The sequence below is a fragment of the Shimia haliotis genome (assembly GCF_900114415.1).
In the GTDB taxonomy this organism is placed as follows: domain Bacteria; phylum Pseudomonadota; class Alphaproteobacteria; order Rhodobacterales; family Rhodobacteraceae; genus Shimia; species Shimia haliotis.
Genome location: NZ_FOSZ01000001.1, coordinates 120,602 through 137,476, shown reverse-complemented (window position 1 = coordinate 137,476; position 16,875 = coordinate 120,602). Strand labels below are relative to the sequence as shown.

The 16,875-nt window shown below is 58.6% G+C and carries 15 protein-coding genes and 1 tRNA gene; 7 read left to right on the top strand and 9 right to left on the bottom strand.

What is annotated here, in order from left to right; translation table 11 throughout:
* The first annotated feature begins 3 nt into the window (after positions 1–3).
* A complete protein-coding gene (locus tag BM069_RS00630) occupies positions 4–1,608 on the top strand; it encodes an ATP-binding protein (RefSeq protein WP_170846635.1) in 1,605 nt (534 codons plus the stop codon).
* Here the strand turns inward: BM069_RS00630 and BM069_RS00625 are convergent.
* The 3 genes from BM069_RS00625 to rlmB form a co-directional block, all read right to left on the bottom strand.
* A complete protein-coding gene (locus BM069_RS00625) occupies positions 1,605–2,072 on the bottom strand; it encodes a CoA-binding protein (protein ID WP_093318997.1) in 468 nt (155 codons plus the stop codon). The two genes, BM069_RS00630 and BM069_RS00625, sit on opposite strands and share 4 nt — an antisense overlap.
* A gap of 180 nt (positions 2,073–2,252) precedes the next feature.
* Positions 2,253–2,561 (bottom strand): hypothetical protein, encoded by a 309-nt coding sequence (locus tag BM069_RS00620; RefSeq protein ID WP_093318995.1) that lies wholly within the window; start codon positions 2,559–2,561, stop codon positions 2,253–2,255.
* A gap of 71 nt (positions 2,562–2,632) precedes the next feature.
* Positions 2,633–3,412: a 23S rRNA (guanosine(2251)-2'-O)-methyltransferase RlmB gene (gene rlmB / locus BM069_RS00615; RefSeq protein WP_093318992.1), complete on the bottom strand. Its 780-nt coding sequence runs from the start codon at positions 3,410–3,412 to the stop codon at positions 2,633–2,635.
* Positions 3,413–3,548: 136 nt separating this feature from the next.
* Here rlmB and BM069_RS19720 point away from each other — a divergent pair.
* Positions 3,549–3,632: transfer RNA gene (locus BM069_RS19720), tRNA-Tyr, on the top strand.
* Positions 3,633–3,889: 257 nt separating this feature from the next.
* On the top strand, positions 3,890–5,719 hold the full coding sequence (locus tag BM069_RS00610; protein ID WP_093318989.1) for a GGDEF domain-containing protein: 1,830 nt from the start codon (positions 3,890–3,892) through the stop codon (positions 5,717–5,719).
* Here BM069_RS00610 and BM069_RS00605 read toward each other — a convergent pair.
* From BM069_RS00605 to BM069_RS00590, 4 genes are read right to left on the bottom strand one after another with little or no spacing between them, the layout of a single operon-like run.
* The gene (locus BM069_RS00605; protein ID WP_093318988.1) at positions 5,716–6,474 is read right to left on the bottom strand and encodes an SDR family NAD(P)-dependent oxidoreductase; all 759 of its coding nucleotides are present in this window, start codon (positions 6,472–6,474) and stop codon (positions 5,716–5,718) included. The genes BM069_RS00610 and BM069_RS00605 overlap by 4 nt on opposite strands.
* Complete coding sequence (locus BM069_RS00600) at positions 6,471–7,406, bottom strand: SDR family oxidoreductase (RefSeq protein ID WP_093318985.1); 936 nt, start codon at positions 7,404–7,406, stop codon at positions 6,471–6,473. The genes BM069_RS00605 and BM069_RS00600 overlap by 4 nt, the downstream gene beginning before the upstream one ends.
* Positions 7,403–8,320, bottom strand: a complete 918-nt coding sequence (locus BM069_RS00595) for a bile acid:sodium symporter family protein (RefSeq protein WP_093318983.1) — start codon at positions 8,318–8,320, stop codon at positions 7,403–7,405. Before BM069_RS00595 ends, BM069_RS00600 begins: the two co-directional genes overlap by 4 nt.
* The gene (locus BM069_RS00590) at positions 8,317–9,636 is read right to left on the bottom strand and encodes a flavin-containing monooxygenase (RefSeq protein WP_244503487.1); all 1,320 of its coding nucleotides are present in this window, start codon (positions 9,634–9,636) and stop codon (positions 8,317–8,319) included. Before BM069_RS00590 ends, BM069_RS00595 begins: the two co-directional genes overlap by 4 nt.
* Positions 9,637–9,699: 63 nt before the next feature.
* Here BM069_RS00590 and BM069_RS00585 point away from each other — a divergent pair, with 63 nt between their 5' ends.
* Positions 9,700–10,368: a TetR/AcrR family transcriptional regulator gene (locus BM069_RS00585; protein ID WP_093318978.1), complete on the top strand. Its 669-nt coding sequence runs from the start codon at positions 9,700–9,702 to the stop codon at positions 10,366–10,368.
* Here the strand turns inward: BM069_RS00585 and BM069_RS00580 are convergent.
* Complete coding sequence (locus BM069_RS00580; protein ID WP_093318975.1) at positions 10,365–10,811, bottom strand: hypothetical protein; 447 nt, start codon at positions 10,809–10,811, stop codon at positions 10,365–10,367. The genes BM069_RS00585 and BM069_RS00580 overlap by 4 nt on opposite strands.
* Before the next feature lie 101 nt (positions 10,812–10,912).
* On the opposite strand from BM069_RS00580, the gene BM069_RS00575 reads away from it, so the two are divergent.
* Together BM069_RS00575 and BM069_RS00570 are read left to right on the top strand one after the other, a co-directional pair.
* Positions 10,913–11,917: a hypothetical protein gene (locus BM069_RS00575; RefSeq protein WP_093318973.1), complete on the top strand. Its 1,005-nt coding sequence runs from the start codon at positions 10,913–10,915 to the stop codon at positions 11,915–11,917.
* A gap of 230 nt (positions 11,918–12,147) precedes the next feature.
* Positions 12,148–13,440 carry an O-acetylhomoserine aminocarboxypropyltransferase/cysteine synthase family protein gene (locus BM069_RS00570; protein ID WP_093318970.1) on the top strand — a complete coding sequence of 431 codons (1,293 nt, stop codon included), beginning with the start codon at positions 12,148–12,150 and terminating at the stop codon, positions 13,438–13,440.
* A gap of 75 nt (positions 13,441–13,515) precedes the next feature.
* Here BM069_RS00570 and BM069_RS00565 read toward each other — a convergent pair whose 3' ends face one another.
* Positions 13,516–14,205 carry an SIMPL domain-containing protein gene (locus BM069_RS00565; RefSeq protein WP_093318968.1) on the bottom strand — a complete coding sequence of 230 codons (690 nt, stop codon included), beginning with the start codon at positions 14,203–14,205 and terminating at the stop codon, positions 13,516–13,518.
* 164 nt (positions 14,206–14,369) lie between these two features.
* Here BM069_RS00565 and BM069_RS00560 point away from each other — a divergent pair, with 164 nt between their 5' ends.
* Positions 14,370–16,838 (top strand): hypothetical protein, encoded by a 2,469-nt coding sequence (locus BM069_RS00560; RefSeq protein ID WP_093318965.1) that lies wholly within the window; start codon positions 14,370–14,372, stop codon positions 16,836–16,838.
* The last annotated feature ends 37 nt before the right edge of the window (positions 16,839–16,875 follow it).

Sequence of the window (16,875 nt, the reverse complement as noted above, 5' to 3'; positions counted from 1 at the left end):
GCGATGTTGCACAATGTGCACCAGTCTCTCATCGACTCGGGACTGCCGCCTTCTGTGGCGATCGCCAGCATGGTTTTTTCGCTGAGCTATTTTTTTGTGCCCTCAGTGCTGCACCGCACAGGAAGCACAACCGCAACCGCATTAGTTCTGATGGTGCTGCTGTCTGCGCACTCAAATATGGTGATGTATTTTGAGCAGAACCGGCTTTGGCTGCGCGAAGCCTTTCTGATCGGACCGCCGGTGATCGCAATTCTTGTGTTGGGCCCCCGCCCCGCCTGGATCGTCACCCTGCTGACGATGGCCAATCTGCTTTTCTTTGCCTATATCGGCAAGTTGCCCTACGAGAGCGCCACGGTGCTGTCGATTGTGATCTGTGCCTTTATCTGGGGATTGGCCCTGTTTGACAAAGAGTTGAAACGGGCGGAATCCAACTTGGTTGACCTCAGGCGTGAGGCACAGGATGCCAACCACGCGAAGTCCGAGTTTCTAGCCAATATGAGCCACGAAATCAGAACCCCGATGAACGGGCTGTCCGGTGTTCTTCAATTGCTGGAAGAGACCGACCTGAGCGCGGAACAACTGGAATTGGTGCACATGGGGCAGACCTCAGGCACGACGTTATTGCGCCTGATCAATGACGTGTTGGACTATTCCAAAATCGCGGCACGCGGGGTCACATTTGAACGAGTGGCCTGTACGCCTGCGGATTTGGCCTTGCCTGCGGTGCGGGCCCAGATGGCCGGAGCGGAAATGCAGCGGCTGAAACTGGAGTATCAGCAGGACAGTGACCTGCCTGATTGGATTTCCGCTGATCCCGCACGGATGCAACAGGTTGTGAGCAATCTGGTGAGCAATGCTATCAAGTTTTCCGGACAGGGCACAATTACTGTCCACATGCGCCGACAAGACACGGATCTTCGGGTGAGCGTGACCGACCAGGGTATCGGGTTGACCGAGGCCGCCCAGTTGCGGGTGTTCCGCAAGTTTGAACAGGCCAGCACATCAACCAACCGCAAATACGGCGGAACCGGTCTTGGCTTGGCCATTTCAAAGGAATTGGTGGAATTGCATGGTGGCAAGATCGGTGTGATCAGCAGCCCTGGAAAGGGCAGCACGTTCTGGTTCACCGTGCCCATAGTGAAGGCCACGCCACCGGCCCGCGCCTATGAGGCGGCGCACGAGACCAACCAATCCCCAACGACGGTCTGTCAACTAAACGGGGCGCAGATCCTTCTGGCGGAAGACAATCGCACAAATCAGATCATCACCCGACGGTTTCTGCAATCTTTTGGGGTGGAGCCAGTGATCGTCGACAACGGGCTGGCCGCTGTGGGTGTGTGCCAGGACACCAAATTCGATTTGATTCTGATGGACATCCAGATGCCAGGCATGGACGGTATTGAAGCCTGCAAAGCCATCAAGGAAGACGACGGACCAAACGCCGCGACACCGATTGTGGCTCTTTCGGCAAATATCCTGCCGGAACAGACCGCGCGCTACATTGCCGCTGGAATGACCGCCTGTTTGGGGAAACCCTTCCGCAAGGCAGAACTGTGCGACGTTCTCAGCCGCCTGATCGCCCCGCGCGCAGATTTGGATGCCGCTTAAAGTTTCGAGGAAATTACACCGGTGGCAAACCCACCCATGCGAAGCTCACCGTACAGGCGCTGGTATTCGATCTTGGGGCACCGGTTCTGGATCACATCCACGCCTTTGGCCTGAGCCGCTGCGGCGGCTTCGGCGTTCTCGACGCCAATCTGCATCCAGACGGTTTTGAGCTGTGGCAAGTGTTCAAGAGCGGCGTCAACGATCGGCGGAACCGCCTCAGAGCGGCGAAAAATATCAACCATATCAACGGGTGCATCGATCTCCGACAGATCCGACACAACCGTTTCCCCGAAAAGCATTTTGCCGGCGTGGCCCGGATTGACCGGAATAACACGATAGCCTTTCAACGACAGATAGCGCGCCACGTAGTAACTCGGGCGCACCGGATTCATAGACACCCCGACTACGGCCACCACCTTGGAGCGCTTCAGGATGGATCGAAGGAAATCGTCGGAATAGGTCATGCGCCGACGCTATCCTGTGTTGGCGCAAAAAAGAAGCGCCCAAACGATGTTTGGGCGCAAGTTCGGAACGAGGGACAGTGAAGCGAAACACAGGGTTCCACGTCTGCGTTTCTCACTATGTTACGTAGGCTGGACGGCGACGGATTAAAGAGGTGATCAAGGAGCTGTGATCACCAAGGCCTAGTCAAAAATATCTTCGATGATATCGAAGGCCTCTTCGAAAAACTTCTTCGCAAATTTCTTCTTCTTTTTCAGCTTCTTGCGGGGTTTTTCGTAGGACTTGTCGCGACGGGCTTTGGATTTTGCGGGCCTCGGAGCATAGGCGACTTCCCGCTCAACCCGTTGTTTTTGCATCGGAAGCGATTTCAGATTGTGCAGCGGCGCACCGCAGGAGGAACAGGCCAACTCGTGGCGTGTTTCCCCTTTCAACACAAGCGCGGCACGGGTGCCACAATAACAACAGGTCGCAATTTTGGGTGCCGCAGGCAAGGTGTCCTCCGTGATGGTTTCCCAGAACCTATGTCAGCTTTGCCAAATTACGAGAGGCCCGCCCGAATTTGTCAGCGCGGAAGGGAGGCATAAAGTGCCACCGCCGCCGCGTTGGACACGTTGAGCGAGCCAAAGGCACCGGCAAATTCGATTTTCACCAGTTGATCCACCGTTTCTTTGGTTTTTTCGCGCAATCCCGGCCCTTCGGCACCAAGCACCAAGGCGACAGGTTGATCCTTGCGCCCCTCAAGGACGGTTTCAATTGTCTCTGTGGCTTCGCCATCCATGCCCAGCACAATATAGCCCATATTCTGCAATTCGGTGATGGCGTCCGCCAAGTTGCGCAGGCGCAAATATGGCTGGCGTTCCAAGGCCCCGCTCGCGGTTTTTGCCAACGCACCGGTCTCGGGGGCGGAGTGATGACGGGTGCCAATCACGGCCAGCGCACCAAAGACCTCGGCCGAGCGGAGGATCGCACCTACGTTGTGGGGATCGGTCACGCGATCAAGCAAAAGTAAACGCTGCGGGCGGTCATCGTCGGCAATCGCACGGTCTGCAAGACGCCCCCATTCCAGCGGCTTGACCTCAAGCGCGGCCCCTTGGTGAACCGACTGCGGATCAAGCGGCGCAGGAAATTTGCGCGGATCTGCCATTTCCGGATCGATTCCCGCTTCGGCAATCGCATCTGCCAGTTTGTCGGCCGCATTTCGGGTCACAATCAGGCGCAGTTTTTCGCGGTTGGGATTCGTCAAAGCATCGCGAACAGCGTGCAGACCAAAAAGCCAGACAGTTTCTGCCGCCGACTTGCGTTTGTCCTGCTCTTTTTTGACCACCCACTTGGGTTTTTTCATGGCCGAAACCCCTTAAAATGATGAGGGGGCATCAATGCGCCGCCCGCGCGCCATGTGCAAGAGATTTTCTTGTTGACGCCCCTCACGCATCACAGTAATCAGCCCCTCACACCACGGTCGCAAGGCCGAAGAAAGTGGGCGACAGGCCGCAAGGTGTGGCAGGGGACTGTAACTCCCTCGCGGAGACGCACGCTTGGTTCGATTCCAAGGTCGCCCACCACTTTCTCTTCTTCAGATCAACGCAAACGCGCAGCGGACCCCGCCGCGGTGACAGGCCGCGATCGGTTGCAGCGATGTGGTGCCGGACTCAATACCCCACCCAAACGTGGCGCAGTGACTGTTCGCCGCCCTCGCTCAGGTTCTGACACCAGCGCAGCCAAAAAATCCTTTCATTTTAGATATCTGCACCCGATTTCAGTGTGCATTAAGACTTCGGCACTAAACGTTGCCAAGACCACTTCTTTCCGGAGCCTCTTTGTGCTGATCCGTTTTTTGCACCTGTGCCATCTGGCCGTTGCTGTGATTTGTGTGATGGGCGCTGGCGCAGCCACAGCTGAGGACGGCGTGGCTTTTTTTAAAGCCTCCGAGGCCGCGCCGCACACTGTATCGCTGAAGGGAGAATGGGGGTTTGTCTGGGGGGCGCTTCTATCACCGACAGAGGCGCACCGCGCGTTTGTGACAGACGACATCGTGCGGGCACCGGTGCCCGCACGCTGGCAGGACTTTTTGCCAAAATCCCCGAACAATCCCTTTTTGCATGGGGTTGCAACCTATGTGGCGCCGGTAGAAATGCCGGAAACGGACGCATCTATGGTGCTGGCGTTGAGCGCGGTGCTGGAAGCTTACCGGATTTATTGGGTGCCGCTTGATCAACCCGAGGCCTGGCACCTGGTGGCTGAAGAGGGCCATGTGCAGGGGCCGCCATTGGCGGCAATTCGCAACCAAGCCCATGAATTTCACGGTCAAGGCAAGGGATTGCTGGTGATTCAGGTCCGGAAAGATGTGTTCGGATGGAGCGGTATCAATTCGTGGAACGGCATTCGCCATAAACCGGAAATCACCCCCACCGACGTCAAGATGGCGGAGCGGATCGGGCACGAGCTGATCCTCGGCATAGCCGTGGGCATCATTATGTTCACGATGGCACAGAACCTGTTGCTGTTTTCGATCAACCGCACTGACAAGGCGCCACTCTACCTTGCGGTTGGCTGTCTGCTGGTTGCAATGCGTGCCCTCATCCTATGGGACAAAGTTGAGCTTTGGTTTGGGGCGGAATGGTTCATTCTGCGAATGCGATTGGAAATGCTCAATATCGTTGTCGCCTCTTCCATGCTGATGGGGCTGAACAAAGCTCTGCTGCCGAGCTTTTACCCGCAATGGATCATGCGATTTGTGATGACATTGGTGGCCGGATTGGGGGTCTTTATCGTGGCCGCACCGCCGGACGTGATGAGCGCGGCCCTGCCCGTCTATCAGCTCCACTCGCTTTTTGTCTGTGGCGCGTCTTTCTGGGGCATTGCACGGGCGATCATCAATCGGGAAAAAGGCGCGTCGTTCGTCTGCTTTGCTCTGAGCATTCTGGTGATCGGTGCGGTTCATGACATCTTCTCGGTGATCGTTCTGGCATATGAGCTTTTGCTGGTGGAGTACGCATTTGTCGGAACAATGGTCTGTTACACGTTCCTGATCGGCCAGCGATTTGCGCAATCCCAGCGGCGCGCAGACAGTTTGATGGCCGAGCGCGCCACATTGCAGCGTATGCACCGCGCGGCGGTCAACTCTGCACGGATCGATCACTTGACCGGATTGTTGAACCGTCAGGCGTTTGATCACGAATTCGCACTCGCTTGGGAAAAAATGGCGGCCACGCACACTGCGGTGTCCGTGGTGCTGTTTGACATTGATCACTTCAAGCAGGTGAACGACACCCACGGCCATCCCGTCGGCGACGTGGTGCTCAGGTGTCTTGGGGAGACCCTGAAAGAGGCACAGATGCGGCGGCATGACAAACTGTGTCGCTATGGCGGTGAGGAATTCGCCATCATCCTGCCCGACACGTCAGAAGAGGAAGCCGCCCGGATCGCCGAGCGCTTGCGTGCGGAGATCGCGGCCATGCATATTGCGCTCAAGACGGGCACCATCCTGCGGGTGAGTTGCAGCTTTGGCGTGGCACAGGCCAAGTCGCCCACAACTTCGGTGGGCGAGTTGCTGAGCAACGCAGACGATGCGCTATATGCCGCCAAACGCAGCGGGCGCAATCGCGTGCAACGGTTCTCCGGACATGACTGTAAGTCCAGAGCCGCCTAAAGACCTTTTATGTTGCGCTCCATCAAGCGTTGAAACAGGCGGGGGTTGGCACGGTTTATCCACCACGACAGCCGCGCCACACGCCCCACAGGGATCAACGGGGTGCCGCGTGCGACCCCCTTTAGGATGATCTGAGACGCGTCTTCGGGCGTCATATAGTCAATCCCGTCCGAGGCCGATCCGGGCCGAGCAATACCGTCCGTTTGGCGCTCGTCATTGCCGATGTTTGTGGCCACAAACGAGGGCGCAGCGATCAGAGTGCGCACGCCGTGAAGGGCCTCTTCTGACCGCAGCGAGCCAAAAAACCCTTCTAGCGCATGTTTGGACGCGGCATAGGCCGCCCGTTGATAAAGCGGCGCAAATCCGGCGACGGAACTGATGGCCAGATGCGTGCCCTGTGCCTTGCGCAACGGTTCCAGAAAGGCCCGCGCCATGGCAACGGCGGCAAAGTAGTTGACCTCAAACACCTTGCGGTGCGTTTGATCAGGCGTCTCGGCAAACGCACCGATCTGGGTGATACCTGCATTGTAGATCACCAAATCGATGCTGTCGGAGGTGCTCAGAGTTTCCTCAACCGCTGCCGCAAACTGTACCTCGTCGGTGAGATCACAGGAAATCGGGTGTTGTGTGGCGCTACGCTCAAGGCTGTCGGTGTTCAGGTCAAGAAGCACGCAGCGCCAGCCTTCAGCCTGTAGCGCGGTGCTCAGAGCTTGCCCCAAGCCTCCAGCACCGCCGGAAATCACTGCTGTTTTCATAGGCCCACGCTTTCTTTCCAATAGTCAAACACTTCGCGGCTCGTCTTTTGCGGCGTGTAGCCAAAGGTGGTTTTCAGGGCCGCGTTGTCCAGAACCGGACGGTATTGCAGGAACCCGACCTGCTCTGGCCCGTAACGGCTTGCGCCAAGGGGTTTGGCAATGGCGAGCGCCGCTTTCAGCAGCACGGCGGGCAGGCGCAACACCGGCTTGCCAAGGGCGCGCGCGAGATCGTCAATGCTCATGGCGCCGTTCCCCGCGACGTTGAAAATACCTGCAGGAGCCTCGGCTACTGCATGGGCAAGAATGCGGGCGAGGTCCTGGGTCCAGATAAAGACAAACGGGCTGTCGCTGCCGTAAATGGCCAGTAGGCGGGGTTTGTGAAACAGCGCGGTGATCTGGTTGTCCGTCCCCTGTCCCAAGACAGTGCCGACACGCAGCACCACCTGTTCAAGCTCAGGGTGACTGGCACGGGTGGTTGCCAGCATCTCCTCCACCAGACGTTTGTGGTGGGCATAGGGAAATTCTTCGTTGCCACGCACGGCATCGGTCTCGCGCAGTGGCACAGGATTGTCCGCGTGATAGCCATAGGCCGCGCCGGATGACGTGACCACCAAACGCCGCGTGCCCGCCGCGATGGCTGCGTCGATCACCTTTTGCGTGCCGTCCACATCCACCGCATAGGCAAATTCGCGGCCGCTGCCTTTGGGAGGGGTCACGATTGAGGCGAGATGAATGATCACATCCGGCTTAGTCGCCGCAATGATCCTTTCGGGATCGCTTGAGGTGACATCCATACCGGCAAAGCGCGCGTTGGCCGGAAGCGGCGGCTCAGAGAGGTCGCTCGCGATGACTTCGTGGTCCGTTGCTGCCAGTTCCTCCAACAGCGCACGCCCCACCATACCGGCGGCTCCAGTGATCAGAACCCTGCTCATCGCGCAGCCTCGGTCCGGTTCATCACCGCCGCAAGTGCGATGCCGGAAATGGCATGCCAGATGCCCCAAAAGGCCGCGACCACCGCCATACCGCCCAGCCCATTGAAGAACCCGAAAATCAGGATCAAACCAAGGCCGGAGTTCTGGATACCGGTTTCAATGGTGATCGCGCGTCGGTCATAGGGGCTGAGTTTTGCCAACGTGGCGGTGGCAAAACCGCCACTCAGCGCGAGGGCGTTGTGGACGACCACCAAAAGCGCAACGGCGCCTGCAAAGCCTTTGAAATAGTCCCAGTTAGAGGCCAAAGCGACCACGATAAAGGCCAGAAAGATTGCCATCGACAGATATTGCAGCGGCTTGCGCAGTTTCGCCGTCAACTGCGGTCGCAGGACATTGAGCGTGATGCCAAGCATCAAGGGCAGAACAAGCATGAAACCCACCGTTATGGCGACCGATACCGGATCAATCTGCGTGGCTTGCAGGATCTCTCGCGTTGGTGCGTAAAGGTTGCCGTAAAACGCGATATTGAGCGGCGTCAGAAGGATCGCGCCAACCGTGGCAAAGGCTGTCATGCTGACAGACAGGGCCGCGTTTCCGCCCGCGCGATGGGTGATGAAGTTTGAGATATTGCCCCCCGGACAGGCCGCCACAAGGATCAGGCCCAGCGCGATGGAAGGGCGCGGCTGCACCAAAAGCACCAGAAGAAAGGTCAAAACCGGCAACACAAGGAACTGTGACACGAGGCCGGTGATCACCGGCTTTGGCCCTTTGGCGAGGCGTTTAAAATCCGCGGGCGTCAGATCGATGGCGATGGAAAACATCACCACGGCGAGAATGCCATTCAGCAGCGTCAGGCTGCCAGGTGAAAAGTTCAGGACGACCTCGTCCAGACCAGCATATGCAGGTGTGCTCATTGCGCGCGCTCCCCGCCCAGTTGTTTGATCCAGTTGGTAACAGCGCCGCGATAGGTGGCCTTGTCGACATAGTAGGCCATGCGCGCGAGATCGAGATATTGCATCCCGCCAGTGGCGCGTTCAAATCCCTTGGCTTTTTCCGCCTTCAACTTGGCCGCCACAGCCCCGCCTTGCCGCAGATCCTTAACGTAGCGCACCACCATCTCAGCCTGCTCATGCCGCCCCTGCCAGCCAAGGCCGGTCGCTTCGATCATTCCCAACACAAAAATGTCGTCGCGCACCGGATGCATGGCGTTGAGGTAAAGATGCGGGGCGCTGCCCTGCCAATTAAGCTCTTCTTTGGCGATAAACGGATAGTGCAGCTTGTAGCCGGTCGCCGCGAGGATCATGTCATAGTCAGCACTCTGACCGTCCGCGAAGGTGACGGTCTTGCCGTCTATGTTGGCGATGTCAGCGCGAATTGACAGGTCGCCGTGGCCTGCGTGGTAGAGCACCAGAGAGTTCACCACGGGGTGACTTTCATAGAGCTTATAGTCTGGCTTGGGAAAGCCGTATTTTTGCGGATCACCGACAAACCAGCGCAGGATCAGGCTGTCGATCGGACGCTTGAGCCACATCGGTAGCTTGATCGCGCCGCCCATGGTGTCGGCGGGTTTGCCAAACACATATTTCGGCACAAAATAGTAGCCGCGCCGCATCGACAGATCGCAGCTTTTGCCGTGGTGCACCGCATCCACCGCGATGTCACAGCCGGAATTTCCGGCCCCGACAACCAACACCCGTTTGCCCGCGAACTGTTCGGGGTGGCGGTATTGGCTGGCGTGGATCAGTTCTCCGTCATAGGTGCCGGGAAAGCTGGGCATGTTGGGTTCGGACAAAGTGCCGTTGGCGATCATGACACCTGCAAATACGTCCTCATGCTGGCCGTCCGCATCGCGCCAACGCAGGCGCCAACCCTCTCCATTTGCGCCCACCGGCACCACGTCGGTGACTTCCGCGCCAAAGATATACCGCTGTCGCAGGCCGAAGTGGTCGGCAAAATCGCGGAAGTAGCGCGCCATTTCACGATGGGACGGATATTCCGCCACGGTGTCCTTCATAGGGAAGTCGGCAAATTCCGTCATTGTTTTGGACGAGATCAGATGCGCGCTTTCATACATGGTCGAGCGCGGAGCCTCGATGTCCCAAAGCCCCCCGACGTCGCTGTGCAATTCAAAGCCCTGAAAATCGACGCCCTGTTCGGCCATGACTTTCGCCGCAGCCAACCCCATCGGCCCTGCGCCGATGAGGGCATATTTCCCGTTGTGTGATGTCACGTGCTGGTCTCCTCTTCCCCGTTTTAGATTGAACATTCGTACAAAATAAGGCAAGATAAATTCATGCAGCAGGATTTTTTACAAGAAAAACAACGGCAAAGAGCCCCTTCCGCCCGTGCACTGGCGACTCGTTCCAAGATTTTGAACGCCGCAGAACAGGTTTTTGCGCGGCATGGATTCGACGCTGCCTCTATGCGAGAGATAGCGCAGGAGGCGGGCGTTCAGGTGGCGTTGGTGACGCATCACGGGGGCTCAAAAGAAGAACTTTTCTGGCGGGTCGTTGCGCGGCGGGCTGACGAACTTTCGCAGGCCCGCGTTGATGCTCTGGAAGCGCGCCGGTTTCGCGGGCCTTTGTCGGTCAGCGCGATTATGGAATGCCACTTCGGCCCCTATTTGGAAAAGGCCGAAACCGGCGGGGCGGGCTGGTTCGCCTATGCGAGGCTCGTGGCAATGGTGTCGGCAGACACCCGATGGCGCGATCTGGCGGCGGTGTGTTTTGACCCGACCGCACAACTGTTTGTCGAAGAAATCGCGCGGCTTTACCCCGAGACCCCGCCGCGCGCGATCGCGGCGAGCTTTGTCTATTCCGTGTCCGCCTTGATCGCGCTTTTGACCACGGAATGGCGCATGCAGGCTCTTGGGGACGAGCGCGAGTCCTTGGCGGACCGATTTGACGAGTTGATCACGTTTTGCACCGCGGGGATCACGGCCACGGTGCAACAGGACAGTTAAGGCAGCTTCACCGCATCGCGATCAAAGGTCACGGTGTCGGTCCCCAGATCATCATAGAGCAAGTCCACTTTGACGGTTTTGACGGACCCGAGTTCGAGACTGATGTAGACATCAGTCCCTTCGGGAATGGCCATCGCATTGGCGATGTCGGGCGGGCACTCGGGGATCGGGAATTGCGTCCGTTCCCCGCCATTGATGGAATAATGCACTTCATAAAGACCGCACCGCCAGCTGACGAGATGGGTGAAATACACCAGATCGCGCCCGTCAAATTCGCGCACACCGATCCATCCGTTTTTGGTCGCATCCAGAATGGGACGCACTTCGCCTGCGGTCAGGAATTTGCCCGTCGGCGTCTGATCCTCGGCGACACGGTGGTCGTCGGCAAAGGCGGCCGTTGCCGCGAACGCCACCGCTATGGTCAATGCAGCCTTCAATCTCATCTCGAAATCTCCATTTCCAAAAAATTACGTGTTTGCCGCCTTTTGTCCGGGACTCCGGCGGCCTATAGTCTCGACAAACATCGTGCAGGGCAGCAGGCGATATGGCAAGCAAAGCGCAGAAAAACGCGGCATTTAACATCGTTGTGGTTGGTCAGGCTGGCCGGCTTCAATATGAGGCGGCCCTTTTTGCCGCCTCTTTGCGTGCAAATTCACCAAATTTCAAAGGCCGCCTGTTCATCGCCGAACCCCAGCCTGGCCCGCTATGGTCCAAAGATCCGCGCATGAACAACCCCGAGGTTGTGCAACTGCTCAAACAGATGGATGCGGAAATTCTGCCGTTTGACAGCCGGTTTTTTGGCGAGGCCTATGCCTATGGCAATAAAATCGAGTTGCTGCGCGCCTTGCCTAAGGGCGAACCGTTTGTGTTCTTTGACACGGACACTTTGGTCACGGGCGAGATCAGCGACGTTCCGTTTGATTTCGATCGCCCTGCCGCCAGCCTGCGAGTCGAAGGCACATGGCCAGAGCCGCCCCTGTATGGTCCGCAATATACGGGCATCTGGAAGTCGCTTTATGGCAAGTTCAACATCGACTTTGAGAGCTCATTGGATCTGAGCCAGCCGGACGAATACTGGCGGCGCTATCTCTATTTCAATGCGGGCTTTTTCTATTATCGCTGCCCGCATGAATTCGGCGCGCGGTTCCAGAAATATGCCGTCGACATCCGCAGCGAACCACCTGAGGCGCTGGCGTGCCAATCCCTGAATCCGTGGCTGGATCAGGTGACGTTGCCGCTGGTCATTCACGAATTGGGCGGCGGGCGTGATGCCCTGCCTCTGGGCTATCTGGACGGGTCCGTGACCACGCATTACCGCCTGATGCCCCTGCTTTATGCACGCGAAAGCGATCTGGCGGTGGAGACCCTTGAGGCGGTGGCAGCGCCCAACAAGATCAAAAAGGTGCTGAAACAATACGACCCGTTCAAACGCATGATCTATCAGGGGCGCGGTCACAAAGCACGGGCGTTGTTTGACCAAAACAACCTGCCACGCCGCGAACAGGTCATCCGCAACACGTTGAAACGTAACGGGTACTGGTTGCGCTAGACCGCACCTGCCCGTCTGTCTGCTCAACACAGCGCTGTGAGGCGCTGTCACGGCCCGCCAGCCATCAAGGCAGCAAGATCAACACCACCAAAGCACGCCAAAAATCCGGACAGATGGTTTGCGGTTGGGCGAAATCACGGGAAACCTGTCCGTTTTGCATATGCAGCGTTGCGCCCTGCGCTCTGTGCGCCTAACACTTGTCTCCGACCAATTTACGGGAGGATTTTCCAATGACCGACGGCCCCAGCTACGGTTTTGACACGCTGCAAATTCACGCCGGTGCGCGCCCTGATCCGGCGACCGGCGCGCGGCAGACGCCAATTTACCAGTCCACAGCTTACGTGTTTCGCGATGCCGAACACGCGGCGGCGCTCTTTAACCTGCAAGAAGTAGGCTACATCTACTCCCGCCTGACCAACCCGACGGTTGCGGTTTTGCAGGAACGTATCGCGACGCTTGAGGGCGGTGTTGGTGCAGTCTGCTGCTCGTCGGGGCACGCGGCGCAGATCATGGCACTGTTCCCGCTGATGCAGCCGGGCATGAATGTGGTCGCGTCCTCGCGGCTTTATGGCGGCACGATCACCCAGTTCAGCCAAACCATCAAACGCTTCGGCTGGTCCGCGACCTTTGTAGACTTTGACGACGAAGCAGCGGTTGCGGCGGCAATTGACGAAAACACCCGCGCGGTGTTCTGCGAATCCATCGCCAACCCGGGCGGCTATATCACCGATATTCCGGCAATCGCGGCGATCGCCGACAAAGCCGGCGTTCCGCTGATTGTCGACAATACTTCGGCCACGCCTTACCTGTGTAACCCGATCAGCCTTGGCGCGTCGCTCGTCGTGCATTCCACCACCAAATACCTGACCGGCAACGGCACCGTGACCGGCGGCTGTGTGGTGGACAGCGGCAAATTTGACTGGTCCGCCTCCGACAAATTCCCGTCCCTGTCGGCGCCTGAGCCTGCCTATCACGGTCTCAAGTTCCACGAGACATTTGGCCCGCTGGCCTTTACTTTCCATGGCATTGCGATTGGTCTGCGCGACCTTGGCATGACCATGAACCCGCAGGCGGCGCATTACACGCTGATGGGAATCGAGACCCTATCCCTGCGCATGGAGCGCCATGTGGAGAACGCCGAGACCATTTCGAAATGGCTCGAAGGGCACGACAATGTGGACTACGTGACCTATGCCGGTCTGGACAGCTCGCCCTACAAATCGCGCGTTGCGACAGTATGCCCGAAAGGCGCAGGCGGTCTGTTCACAGTGGCACTGAAGGGCGGCTATGACGCCTGCGTCAAGTTCGTGGACAGTCTGGAAATCTTCAGCCACGTCGCGAACCTTGGGGATGCGCGTAGCCTTGTGATCCACTCGGCATCGACCACGCACCGCCAGCTGACACCCGAGCAGCAGGAAGCCGCAGGCGCGGGTCCGAACGTGGTGCGGATTTCCATCGGTATTGAAAACAGTGCCGACCTGATCGCGGATTTGGACCGCGCTCTTAAGGCCGCGCACAGCTAAGCCTTCGCAAAATCAATAAAAAACGCGCAGCGACCTGTTTCGCTGCGCGTTTTCTTTTTCTCTTCACCGACTGGATCAGTCGGTTAGCTCCAGCACCATTTGAACCTGCGCGCTCACAGTCAATTCACCAGCGGCGATGGGCACCGCGTCCATACTGGCCATCGCGGTTCGCATCATTTCCGGACGGGGCATCGTGGCCCCCGCCTCCGAGATAGACACCACCTTGCCCAGCGACACGCCTGCGGCCTCGGCATAGAGCGTCGCCTTGGCCCGCGCATCCGCCACGGCATCCCGTCGCGCCGCATCCTGTGCGCGCTCGGGATCTCGCAAGCCAAAGCTCACATTGCTGATGTCGTTCGCCCCCGCTGCAACCAGATCGCTTAGAACAGCCCCAACGGAACCTATGTCGCGCACCTTCACCGTCAGGCGGTTAGCGGCTGTAAACCCAACCAGAAGCGGGCGCTGATTGTCTTTGCGGTTGTGATCATAGACCGGACGCAATCCCAAGCCGCTGGTCTGCATGTCCCGTCCGTCGATGCCGGAGGCTTCGAGCACCTTGATCATCGCCGCAACTGCATGATTGGCCTGCGACAGCGCCTGTTCGGCGGTGTCCGCCTGCTGGGAGGCCCCCACAACAATCACTGCCTGATCGGGCGCTTCCTGTACCTGACCTTGCCCCACAACAGTGATTGTGCGCGCCTCAGCCAATGCCGCGCCTCCGCCCAGACAGGTCCAAATCATGACAAAAATGGCCATCACTCGCATATCGATCTCCCTTTTTGATCGTAGTTGGTGCCGAGCATGGTGGATAATTTGGTCTGCGGAAAAGTCCTTTCGGCTTTTTCTTCCATGTCGGCAAGAACTTGCTATAAATTCTACAACTCTGCCGGTTGGGGGACGATGCCCTGTCCGGATGTTAGGTTTGGGACATGTCGCCGACACTTGCTTTGACACTCTCCTTCGAGGGCATTGGCCTTCTGACCCGCGTTGACAGCGGCTGGCACCTGCTGGGCGAAGTGGGGCTGGATAGTCCCGACCTTGCCGGTGATTTGGCCAAATTGCGCGACATGGCCGCCAATCAGGCAGGTGACGGATTTGGCACCCTGCTGGTGTTGCCCAACGATCAGATCAAATTCCTTTCCCTGAAACTCGGGCGCAAGCTTGGCGCGAAGGCCGAAGGCGAAGTGGCCCGGATCTTAGAAGAGGAAACGCCCTACTCGGCTGACCAGCTTGTCTTTGATACCTGCACGCAGGGCGCGGAGACACAAATTGCCGCCGTTGCCAAAGAAACGCTTGCCGAGGCTGAGGCGTTTGCCGCCGAATATGCCTTTAATCCGGTGCGGTTCACCGCAATGCCGGAGAGTGCCGATTTTGCTGCGGCCCCTGATTTTGGTCCGACCTCTCAGGGTCAAGGGGCGGCCGGCGCGTTTGACGGCACGGCGATTGTGGTGGTTGGCTCCGGCCCATTGCCGCCCGCACCAGAGCCGGTCCCTGAGATTGAGGGTGAGTCGCTTGCGCCTCAGACAACAGACAGTGCCGACGTGTCTATGCCCCTGACGGTCGACGCAGCAGAAAGTACCCCTGACACATCTGAAGCGCCGCCATCCGAGAGCGCGCCGGTCGCCTTTGCCAGCCGCAGGCAACCCTCCGATTTGACCGCAGCGCCCGAATTGGGTGGCGTGTCGCGCGATGCTGCCAAGGGAGTTGAGGCTTCGCCTACCCTTGACGCGCCGCTGCGATTTGATCCTTCCCGCGTTGTGTCCAGCCTCGCGGCAGACGGCGAGGCCGCGGACACCGCCCCCACCGCAGATACGCCACCGTCCAGCTCTTTTTTCAGCCGCCGCAAGCCAAAGGCCACAAAAGCAGAGCCAAACCTTAAAGCACCGGTCCAAACCGACCCCGATGCGGCAGACGCCACTGTCGAGAGTGGTGCGGACACGCTGGTTGCGGAACTGCCCGATGCCATGTCGGCCGAGCGCACTGCGCGGCGCAAAGTCAAAGATCAGGAAAAAGAGCGGCTGACGGTTTTTGGATCGCGTCAGGAAGAGGTGCGAGGCAAACCCCGTCATCTCGGGCTGATCCTGACCACGCTTTTACTGCTGTTTTTGGCGCTTGTCGCGCTTTGGGCAACATTTTTTGTCGAGGACGGTGTGGCCGGCTTGTTTGGCGAGCGCCAAGACGACGTGGTTGTGATTGAGCCACAGGCCGCCCAGCCTGTGACGCCGCAACCACAGACCGAAGCCGTGACCCAAGCCGACGACGTCGCACAATCCGGGGATGCGACGCAAAGCGAAGAAGTGGTTCTCGCCCCGCAAGCCCTGCCCGCTCTGGAAGATCTCGGTGCAGCGGCCGAAGTTGATACAGCCACCATTGATCCCGACAACCTGAACACCGAAGCTCTGCCACCCGTGAGTGCGGACACCATCACCGACAGCGCCGAAATCGAAGCATTGCTGGATGCCGAAGACCCGCGCTCGCTGAGTGATGATGAAGCAGAAGCACGGTATGCCGTGACCGGTATCTGGCAAAAAGCGCCGCTGTCTCCGCTGGATGTCCAAAGCGAATCCTCGGAGGACATTTATGTTCCCTCCATCGATCACGATCTTGGCGCCTTGGATGCAATCGCGCTGCCTGCTGATACGGGCTTGCTGACCGACGCCTCCCCCGCGAGCCAGATCAACCCTCCGGCACAAGGCACGCAGTTTGCTTTTGACGAGCGCGGATTGGTGATCGCGACCCCGGAGGGAGCCCTGACGCCGGAAGGCATTCTTGTGTTTGCCGGCCGACCACAGGTTGAACCGCCCAACTATCCCAAACGCATCAACGTGGCGCAGGCCCTGCAAGAGCGCGACGAGCGCCTTGCAAACCGCCGCCCGCGTCTGCGGCCTGCCGATCTGATTGAAACAAACGAGCGGGCAACATTGGGTGGTCTGACGCGCAGCGAATTGGCGTTGAAGCGCCCCAAACTGCGCCCCGCGAGCGCCAAAGAGGCAGAAGAAGCCGACACGACCCCGACGGCACTGGCTGTGGCCAGCTCGCCGCGTCCGCGGGTCAAGCCATCCAACATCGCACAACTGGCGCAGCGTGCGACGCCAAGTGTGACCGAGGTCGCCGCCACTCCTGCTGCCGCGACCATCACCCCGAGCATTCCGACAACCGCCTCTGTGGCACGACAGGCCACGATCCAAAACGCAATTAACCTCAAGAAAATCAACCTGATCGGCGTCTATGGCACCTCATCCAACCGCCGCGCTCTGATCCGCTTGTCAAACGGGCGTTATAAAAAGGTTCAGGTGGGTGACAGGATCGACGGTGGTAAGGTTGCCGCGATTGGTGAAAGCGAATTGCGCTATGTGAAGTCGGGCAAGAACATCACCCTGAAAATGCCAAAAGGCTAATTGATCACGCTATTTGCATGGCCCGTTTACCAAGGCC